This window comes from Azoarcus indigens (genome assembly GCF_004361735.1).
GTDB lineage: Bacteria > Pseudomonadota > Gammaproteobacteria > Burkholderiales > Rhodocyclaceae > Azoarcus > Azoarcus indigens.
In genome coordinates this window covers 21739-31084 of sequence record NZ_SNVV01000037.1, presented here as the reverse complement: position 1 = coordinate 31084, position 9346 = coordinate 21739, and the positions used below count along the sequence as shown (strand labels likewise).

Sequence of the window (9346 nt, the reverse complement as noted above, 5' to 3'; positions counted from 1 at the left end):
CCCCAGGTGCGCACCACCGTGGCCAGCAGCACCCGCCGGCCTTCGCTCAGCCAGCGCCGGGCGCGCTGCAGCACTTCCAGGTCCAGGCTATCCATCGTGCCGTTCCAGGCCGGCCAGCGCGTTGTGCAGCAAACCCGCCAGCGCGCGCCGGAACAGCGCCGCTGGAACCTGGGCGATGCCGCGGCCCAGCAGGCCAGCGCGGCCGGCGGCGTCCACCATGGCGATGGTGGCCAGCGCGGGTTGCGGGCCGGCGGCGATCAGCGCGGCATCCAGTACTGTCCAGCGCAGCTCGCCAGCGCCGTCGCCGCGTTCGCCGCGATGGGCGGACCGCGCCTGCAGCGGCGGCCGTTCGCACCAGCGTTCGGGCAGCCAGGGCGCGAGGGCGCTGCGCACTTCGTCGGCGCTGGCCAGGGCCTGGGCGCCGAAGCCGGCGGCGTCTATGCAGCCGCTGTCGCCCAGCAGCGGCGCGGCCTTGGCCTTCAGCGCGGGATTGAGGCGCGGGCCGGCGGGCGGCAGCGCGGCGGTGGTCCACCAGCGCGCGGGGTCGCCGGCGAGGCGGATGCCGCAGTCGCTGCCGTTGCCGGCCAGCGCCACCACCAGGGTGGAGGCCGGGTCGGCGCCGTCGGCGGCCACGCTGAGGGCGAGATGGCAGGCGGCCATCCACAGGGTGAGGAAGAACAGCGGCGTGCTTTCCAGCATGGCGTCCACCGCGGTCGCCACGGCCGAATCCTGGCCCGGCCAGGGTTGCAGCAGCGCGCGCAGTTCGGCGGTGGCGGCGGTGGTACGACCGTGCAGGTCATCGCCGCCGGCGAGGCCGGCCAGCGCCAGCGGCAGCAGCTCCACCGGCGCGGCGGCGAGCTGGCCGGCCAGGTGGGGCGCCAGCACCTCGTCGCGCCAGCGCAGGCGTTCGAGGATGGCGGCGTCACGGCTGCCGAAGCGGAGCTGCGGCCCGGCGCCGCTGCCCAGCAGCGACCAGGCGTGGCGGCCGCTGGCGGCGTCTTCCACCTCGACCAGCGCGGTGCGCGGCGAGATCACCGCCGCCAGCGGCGTCACCACGTCCAGGGATTGCGCCGGCAGTAGGCGCACCCGGCCGTCGGCGATCATGGCTTCGGCTTCGGCCTCGCTGCCGGCCCAGCCTTCGTAGAGGCAGCACAGCACCGCCGAGGACAGCACCGGCGCCGCCGGCTGGCGCGGGTCGGCATAGGGCGGGCCGGCGTGCAGCAGGGTGCGCTCGGCCAGGCCCAGGGCTTCGGCGGCGCTGCGCACCGCGACCCAGCGCGGCCGCACCGCGGCGAGGCGGGCGAGCGGCGCGCAGTTGGCGGTGGCGTGCCGCGGGCAGTGGGCCGCCGCGGCGGCCACGCCTTCGCCCTGCCCGGCCGGTGCGCCCTGGGCGACGTGGCTGGCGGGGGCCGGAACGGCCTTGGTTTCCAGATTCACCGCGCTCTCCTCACATGCCCATGTAGGCGCGCCGCACCCGCGGGTCGGCGGCCAGTTCGGCGGTGCTGCCGGACAGCGACACCTTGCCGGTCTCGATGACGTAGGCGCGGCTGGCGAGGTCGAAGGCGGTCAGCACGTCCTGCTCCACCAGCACGATGGTGAGGCCCTTGCGGTTGATCTCCAGCAGCGCCTCGCCCAGCAGTTCCACCGCCCGCGGCGCGAGGCCGAGGGAGAGCTCGTCCACCAGCAGCAGCTGCGGCCGCGACATGATGCCGCGACCGATGGCGCACATCTGCTGCTCGCCGCCGGACAGGGTGGTGGCGTCTTGCTTCTCGCGCTGCTTGAGGATGGGGAACATGCCGTAGACGAATTCCAGGTCGCGCTCGATGTCGGCGCGGCTGTCGTGGCGCATGTAGGCGCCCAGCAGCAGGTTGTCGCGGATGGACATGCCGCGGAACAACCGCCGGCCTTCGGGCACGTGGGCAATGCCGGCGCCCAGCATGCGGTCCGGCCCGGCGCCGGTCATGTCCTGGCCGGCGAAGCGGATGCTGCCGGCGCTGGCGCGCACCATGCCGGAGATGGTGCGCAGCAGGGTGGATTTGCCGGCGCCGTTGGAGCCGACGATGCAGGTGATCTCGCCGTTGGGGATTTCCAGGTCCACGCCCCACAGCACCTGCACGTCGCCGTAGCCGGCCTCCAGGCCCTGGATCTGCAGCAGCGGGCGCTTGGGCTGGACGGCGGCGGCCGGCGCGGCGCCCTGCGGCGAGACGATTGCGGACAGATCAGACATGTTCCACTCCGGTTTCCTGGGCCTGCGCGGCCAGCCGCGCGGCGAACTTGCTGCCGAGGTAGGCCTCGACCACCTTGGGGTCTTCCAGCACCGCCTGCGGCGCGCCCTGGCTGATCAGCTCGCCGTGGTGCAGCACCAGCACCCGGGTGGACAGCGAGGTGACCACCTTCATCAGGTGCTCGATCAGCAGGATGGTGATGCCGCGGGCGGCGATGGTGCGCATCAGCGCCAGCGCCTTGTCGATCTCGGCGGTGTTGAGGCCGGCGTTCACTTCGTCCAGCAGCAGCAATTTGGGTTTCATCGCCAGGCTCTTGGCCAGTTCCAGGCGCTTGCGCGAGGGCAGCGTCAGCGCGGTGGCCGGGCGCAGCGCCTGGTCGGCGAGGCCGACGAACTCCAGATGCTCCATCGCCTCGCGCTCGGCCTGGGCGCGGCTGCTGGCGGCGCCGGCGAACAGCGCGCCGGCGGCCACGTTCTCCAGCACCGTCATCTGCGGAAAGGGCTGCACGATCTGGAAGGTGCGCGCCAGGCCGCTGCGCGCCGCCTGCCAGGGGCGCTGGCGGCTGACGTCGCGGCCGCGGAAGACGATGCTGCCGGCGCTGGGGCTGAGCACGCCGGTGATGAGGTTCACCAGCGTGGTCTTGCCGGCGCCGTTGGGGCCGATGAGGCCGACGATCTCGCCTTCGTCCAGGGTGAAGCTCACATCCTTGGTGGCTTGCAGGCCGCCGAAGGATTTGCTCAGGTTGCGGACTTCGAGCAGGTGGCTCATGAGCGGCCCTCCCGGGCGAAGGTGGCCAGCGGCGCGGCGGCGGCCTTGTCCGCTTTCTCGCCCTTTTCGGCCTTCTCGCCGGTAACCGCGGCGGAAAGAGCAGAAGCGGCAGGCGCGGCCGGCCGGGCCGGCGGCGGCCGGCGCCACAGCCGGCGGTAGTCGATCTTGAGGAAGCCGCCCGGCAGGAACAGGATGAGCAGCACGATGACCACGCCGAGGATGGCCTGGTTGTAGTCGAGGAAGTGGGCCCAGATGGTCTCTTCCATCAGCACGAAGGCGGCGGCGCCGACGATGGGGCCGTACACCGTGCCCAGGCCGCCCAGCATCGCCATCGCCGGCACCTTCAGCGTGAGCAGCACCGAGAAGGCGTCCGACGGCGAGATGTAGGACACCCACGAGGCGTAGATGGCGCCCACCGTGCCGCAGAACAGCGCGGACAGGGTGAAGGCCACCGTCTTGTAGCGGTTCACCTGGATGCCGACCATGTCGGCCGCATCCTCGTTCTGGCTGATACAGCGCAGGCCGAAGCCAAGCTTGGAGCGGTCCACCCACAGCGTCACCGCCCACACCAGCAGCAGGGTGGCCAGCATGGCGTAGAGGAAGACGCGGCCGGCGAAGTCCGGCCCGCCGGCGAGGATGGGCACGTTCAGGCCCTCGCCGCCGCCGGTCACGCTGCTCCACAGCGAGGCCACCTGGTGCAGCACCTCGATGAGGGTGATGGAGCCGACGGCGAAGTAGTGCCCCTTCATGCGCAGGATGGCGGCGCCGATCAGCGCCGCGACCAGGCCGGTGAACAGCGTGGCGCACACCCAGGCCGCCACCATGGGCGCGCCGGCGTTCTGCAGTACCGCGCCGGTGTAGCTGCCGAGGCCGACGAAGGCGGCGGTGGCGAAGGACGGGTAGCCGGTGTAGCCGCCGATGAAGTTCCACGACAGCGCCAGCGCCGAGTACATGGCGACGAAGGTGGCCAGGCGGACGAAGTAGTTGTCGGCGAGGAAGGGCATGGCCGCCAGCAGCAGCGCCCAGGCCAGGAACACGAAGTGCGCCGGCCGCAGGCCGCGGCGGGCGGGGAGTTTGGCGGAGGTGCTCATTCGTAGCCTCGCTTGCCGATCAGGCCGGTGGGGCGGACCATCAGCAGGGTCAGCATCAGCAGCGAGCCGATCAGGATCGCGTACTGCGCGCCCAGCCAGGTGCCGGCGAAGCTCTCGATCAGCCCCAGCGCCAGCCCGCCGACCAGGGCGCCGGGCACGCTGCCCAAGCCGCCGATGACGCAGATGGTGAAGGCCTTGCCGAGCAGCAGGCCGGTGGTGTTGGTGGTGATGGGATAGACCACCGCCATCAGCGCGCCGCAGGCGCCGGCCATCATGGCCGAGATGCCGAAGGTGATGGCGTACACCTTGTTCACCCGGATGCCCATCAGCGCGGCGGCGTCGCGGTCCATGCGCACGGCGACGATGGCGCGGCCGATGCGGGAGCTGCGCAGCACCCAGTAGAGGATGCCGGTCATCGCCAGCGCCAGCAGCATCGCCAGCAGGCGGTCGTAGGGCAGCATCACCTCGCCTATGCCCAGGCTGCCGAGGTCCAGCGTGATGCGCCGCGGCGTGGCTTCAAACACCACGTTCATGAAGTTGTAGAGGATGAGGTCGAGGCCGAAGGTGAGCGTCAGCGTGAGCAGCACCGGCTTGCTGACGACGCGGTTGATGGCGCCGTACTGGATCAGGAAGCCGAGCAGGAACAGCACCGCGGCGACGACGAAGAGCATGACGAAGGGGCTGACGCCGAGCTGCGCCCAGGCGAAGAACGCCAGGTAGCCGCCGAGCACGATGAAGGAGCCGTGCAGCATGTTGATGACGTTGAGCACGCCCCACACCAGCGAGAAGCCGACCGCGATGCAGGCGTAGAGCGCGCCGAGCATCAGGCCGTTGGCGATGATCTGGATATAGGTTTCCATGGCGGACCGGTGGGTTGGAGTCTGTCGGATCCCGCGCCGGGGCGCGCGGCGGCCCGCTCTGGCGGAACCGCGCGCCCCGGCGCGGGCCGGGGTCAGTTGAAGGGCCTCGGTTGAAAGGGCTCAGTTGAAAGGCTTGAGATCGGCCTGCTTGATCGCTTCCGGGTAGAGCAGCACCACCTTGCCGCCCTGCACCTGGATCACCGGCAGCTCGCGGCCGGCGTTCATGCCGTTGGCGCCGAACTTGATCGGGCCGTAGAAGGTGGTGATGTCCAGCGCCGCCAGGGCGTCGCGCACCTTGGCCTTGTCCAGCGTGCCGGCCTTCTCGATGGCCTTCTGCAGCGCCACCAGGGCGGCGGCGGAAGAGGCGCCGACGTAGTCCGGCTCGGCCTTGGCGCGGCTCACGTACTCGTCGTGGAAGGCCTTGGTGGAGCCGAACACGTCGTCCGCGGTGTAGGGCGTGGCCTGGTGCCACCAGGTGACGCTGCTGACGTTGTCGGCCAGCTTGCCGAGGTTGTTGATGAACTCCGGGTAGGCCGGGCCGGTGACCATGGTGACGATGGGCGCGGTGACGCCGAGGTCGGCCATCTGCTTGCGGGCAAGGATGAGGTCCTTGTCGTAGCCGGTGACGTAGATCCAGTCCGGCTTGGCGGCCTTGATCTTGGACATGGAGGCGGAGAAGTCGAGGTTGCCCACCGGGTAGAGCTCGTCATGGACGATGGTGAGGCCGGCGGCCTTGGCCGCTTCCTGCATGCTCACCGCCATGGATTTGGGGAACACGTCCTCGCGGCCGAGGATGGCCACCGTCTTCACGTTGGGCATCTGCTGGATGAACAGCTTGGCCATGGTCTGCACCAGGCCGCCGTTGGGCGCCAGGGTGCCGAAGAGGTATTTGTAGCCCTGGTCGAACACCGACTCGGACGAGGCCGAGGGCGCCACCACCGGCACGCCGTAGCGCTCGGCCACGCCGGCCACCACCTTGGTATGGCCGGAGCCGAAGGGCGAGGTCATGAAGTCCACCTTGTCCTGGCTGATCATCTTTTCCGCCATCTGCTGGGCGCGCTGGGCGTTGGACTGGTAGTCGCTCTCCACCAGCTCCACCTTCATCTTGGTGCCGCCGACGTTGATGCCGCCGGCCGCGTTCACGCGGTCGCGCCACATGGCGTAGGCCACCTGCTGCTTCTTGGCCTCGTCGGCCAGGCTGCCGGTGAGCGCCAGCGGCGCGCCGATCTTGATCGTGTTCTGCGCATGGGCGGCGATGGCGAGCGTGCCCAGGGCCAGCGCGGACAGAAGATGCTTGAGTCTCATGATCACAAGGTCCTGATAGGTGATGCTTGGGGTTGGGGGGTTATCGTCGTTGTGCTGCTCGGGTACTGCGTATTCCTGAGTCCGGCCGGCGGCGGCGCTAGGGCGCCATGTCCGCCACCTGGCGCGTCTCGCCGTCCTTGTACTGACCCCAGGCGCCGCGCAGCTGGGCCATCGCGGCGGGGTCGAGGTCATAGGCCGGCAGCACGTCGGCATCCCAGTGGCCGTACGCGTCCACCCCGCGTACCAGGGTGGCGCGGTGGCGGCCCTTGAGCGGCTTCACATGGGTGGGAATGAAGAAGTAGGCAAAGCCGATGCGGCGGCCGTGGCTGCGGTTGGGCAGGGAGCAGTGGGCGGTGCGCTCGTGGTGCAGCGAGAACTCGCCGGCGGCCACCGGCATCTCCACCGCCAGACTGTCGTCTATGCCGGTCAGCGTCTGACCCTTGGCCAGCATGTTGTCGGCGGCGAAGGTTTCCACATGGCGGCGGTCCGGCCCGGTATGGGAGCCGGGCAGCACCCGCAGGCAGCCGTTCTCGGCGTCGGCGTGGGTGAAGCCCACCCAGGCGGTGACCTCCTCGTGCGGGGTGAGGCCGAAGTAGGCGGAGTCCTGGTGCCAGGAAACATAGCTGGGGTTGCGCGCGTTCTTGGCGAACAGCGAGGCGCCGAACAGCAGGATGTTGGGGCCGATGAGGTCTTCCACCGCATCCAGGATGCGCGGGTTGCGGCCCAGTTCCACCAGCGCCGGGTAGGCGAGGTGGCCCTTGATCTTGAGGCTGCGGTTGGCGTCCTCGCCGATGGTGGCTTCGTAGTTCTCGATCAGCTGGCGGTAGCGGTCGGCCTCGGCGGCATCCATCGCGCGCAGCGGAAAAACGTAGCCGTGCTCGCGGAAGTGGGCGACCTGGGCGTCGGTGAGGTGCTTGGGCATGGCGTCTCCCTCCCTTACTGGCCGATGGCCTGCAGCCGGCCCTGCGCCATGGCCGCCGGGTAGAGCACCACCGGCTTGCCCGACTGGACCTGGATGATGGGCAGCTCGCGGTTGTCGTTCATGCCATCGGCACGGAACTTGATGCGGCCGTAGAAGGTTTGCACGTCCATCTTCGCCAGCTGGGCGCGCACCGCGTCGCGGTCGGTGGAGCCGGCGGCTTCTATCGCCTTCTGCAGCACGATGAGGGCGGCGGCCGAGGAGGCGTGCACGTAGTCGGGATCGCCGCCGGTCCTGGCGCGTATGGCCTCGGTGAAGGCCGCGGTGGAGCCGAACACGTCGTCGCCGCTGTTGTTCTGCGACCAGTGCCACCAGGTGGCGCTGGTGACGCCCTCGGCCAGCGGCCCCAGGCCGTCGACGAACTCGCGGTAGGCCGGGCCGGTGATCATGGTGACCACCGGCGCGCCGATGCCGAGGTCGGCCATCTGCTTGCGCACCAGGATGAGGTCCTGGGTGTAGCCGGTGACGTAGATCCAGTCCGGCCTGGCCGCCTTCAGCGAGGTGAGCGCGGCGCTGTGGTCCATGCTGCCCACCGGGTAGAGGGCGCTGTAGACCACCTCCAGCCCGGCGGCCGGCGCCTGCTTCTCCAGCGTGGTGGCCATGATGCGGGGGAAGACGTCGTCGCGGCCGAGGATGGCCACCCGCTTCAGCGCCGGCAGGTGCTGCTTGAAGTGGCCGATCATCGCGTCCACCAGCCCCACTGAGGGCGCCAGCGTGCCGAACAGGTTGCGGTAGCCCTGGTTATGCACCGGCTCGCTGGAGGAGACGGCGACGATGGGCATGCCGTAGCGCTCGGCCACGCCGGCCACCACCTTGGCGTGGCCGGAGCCGAAAGGCGCCGTCATCAGGTCGACCTTGTCCTGGGTGATGAGCTTTTCCGCCAGTTGCTGGGCGCGGCGCTCGTCCGACTGGTAGTCGTAGCTCACCAGCTTCACCGGCAGCTTGCGCGCGCCCACCTGGATGCCGCCCTGCGCGTTCACCCGCTCCTGCCACAGGGCGAAGGCGGCCTGCTGCTTCTTGCCGGCGTCGGCCAGGCTGCCGGTGAGGGCCAGCGGCGCGCCGATGCGGACTTCATCCGCCGCGCCGGCGCCGCCGGCACAGGCCAGCCATACCAGCGGCAGCAGCCATGCCAGGTGCTTGTTCAGATTCATCGTCGTCCTCTCCGTGGGGGTTGGGAGTGCGCCCGCCTCATGGCGGGCAGCGTGTCGCGATGCTGCCGGCGGCCAGTGGCCGCCTTTTTCTTGCACTGCTCTCTGTCCTGCTCTGCTTCTTTTTTGCGCTTCTTTTTTTGTGCTGCTTGCTGCTGCGGCGGCGCTCTGCTGGCGCCGTGCCGCTCGCCCGCCGCCAGGGCGGACGCCTTCAGGCCTTGCTGCCCTTGCCGAGGCCGAACCAGCCCTTGATGCGGTCCAGCAACATCCGCCAGAAGAGGTTGCCGACATCCAGCGGCGCGGAGGCCGGGCGTGGGGCGGCGGGCGCGGGGACGGCAGTTGCGCTGCCGGCCGGCGCGCTGGAAGCGGCCGTCTCGATGGCAGTCGGGGCCGCAGTCGCTGGCGCCGGCGCCGGCAGGCTCGCATCCAGGCTGGCCGCCGCGCTTTCCAGCACCGGCGCCACCTCGGCGGCGAGGGCTTGGGAAGCGTCCTGCGGCGCCGCCACCGCCACGGCGGGCGGCAGCGCTTCCAGCCGGCCCTTGAGGTTGGCGGCGAAGGCCTCGGTGAGGCGGGTGGCAAGCTCCTTGACGATGCCGCCGCGGGAGAACTGGGCCAGGCTGCCGGCGATGCTGTAGTCCACCTTCACCTCCACCCGGGTGGCGGCCGCGCCTTCCTCGTGCAGGGCGAAGGCGGCCTCGCCCTTGACCCGCGAGCCGCTCTTGCGGTCGGCGCCGCTGCCGCTCACCGCGCCGGTGCAGCTGGCATCGTCCAGCTTCATCTCGCCGTCGCCGGCAAAGGCGGCGACGATGGGGCCCAGCTTCACCGTCATCGTCAGCTTGAGCTTGCTGTCCTGCGGAGGCTCGGCGAGGCCGGCGCCGGGCAGGCAGGCGACCACGCCCTCGATGTCCTGGAAGCAGGCCCACACCTGGGCGCGCGGAAAGGGCACGCTGAAGCTTTGTTCGATTTCCAC

9 protein-coding genes are annotated in these 9346 nt (G+C 70.5%); all 9 read right to left on the bottom strand.

Going from position 1 to position 9346, the window contains the following annotated elements; all coding sequences use genetic code 11:
* Positions 1–87 precede the first annotated feature (87 nt).
* The 9 genes from C7389_RS23755 to C7389_RS23715 all read right to left on the bottom strand — a co-directional run bounded on the left by C7389_RS23755 (position 88) and on the right by C7389_RS23715 (position 9346).
* Complete coding sequence (locus C7389_RS23755) at positions 88–1437, bottom strand: oxamate carbamoyltransferase subunit AllG family protein (protein ID WP_211168395.1); 1350 nt, start codon at positions 1435–1437, stop codon at positions 88–90.
* Between the two features lie 10 nt (positions 1438–1447).
* On the bottom strand, positions 1448–2227 hold the full coding sequence (locus C7389_RS23750; RefSeq protein ID WP_133595150.1) for an ABC transporter ATP-binding protein: 780 nt from the start codon (positions 2225–2227) through the stop codon (positions 1448–1450).
* Entirely contained in the window at positions 2220–2993 is a 774-nt protein-coding gene (locus C7389_RS23745) for an ABC transporter ATP-binding protein (protein WP_133595149.1), read from the bottom strand. Before C7389_RS23745 ends, C7389_RS23750 begins: the two co-directional genes overlap by 8 nt.
* Positions 2990–4084 carry a branched-chain amino acid ABC transporter permease gene (locus C7389_RS23740; protein WP_133595148.1) on the bottom strand — a complete coding sequence of 365 codons (1095 nt, stop codon included), beginning with the start codon at positions 4082–4084 and terminating at the stop codon, positions 2990–2992. The genes C7389_RS23745 and C7389_RS23740 overlap by 4 nt, the downstream gene beginning before the upstream one ends.
* Complete coding sequence (locus C7389_RS23735; RefSeq protein ID WP_133595147.1) at positions 4081–4944, bottom strand: branched-chain amino acid ABC transporter permease; 864 nt, start codon at positions 4942–4944, stop codon at positions 4081–4083. Before C7389_RS23735 ends, C7389_RS23740 begins: the two co-directional genes overlap by 4 nt.
* 120 nt (positions 4945–5064) lie before the next feature.
* Complete coding sequence (locus tag C7389_RS23730) at positions 5065–6249, bottom strand: amino acid ABC transporter substrate-binding protein (protein WP_133595146.1); 1185 nt, start codon at positions 6247–6249, stop codon at positions 5065–5067.
* Between the two features lie 97 nt (positions 6250–6346).
* Positions 6347–7171, bottom strand: coding sequence for a phytanoyl-CoA dioxygenase family protein (locus C7389_RS23725; protein WP_133595145.1), 825 nt, complete (start codon positions 7169–7171; stop codon positions 6347–6349).
* 14 nt (positions 7172–7185) lie between these two features.
* Entirely contained in the window at positions 7186–8379 is a 1194-nt protein-coding gene (locus C7389_RS23720) for an amino acid ABC transporter substrate-binding protein (RefSeq protein WP_133595144.1), read from the bottom strand.
* Positions 8380–8587: 208 nt separating this feature from the next.
* A complete protein-coding gene (locus C7389_RS23715) occupies positions 8588–9346 on the bottom strand; it encodes an SRPBCC family protein (protein ID WP_133595143.1) in 759 nt (252 codons plus the stop codon).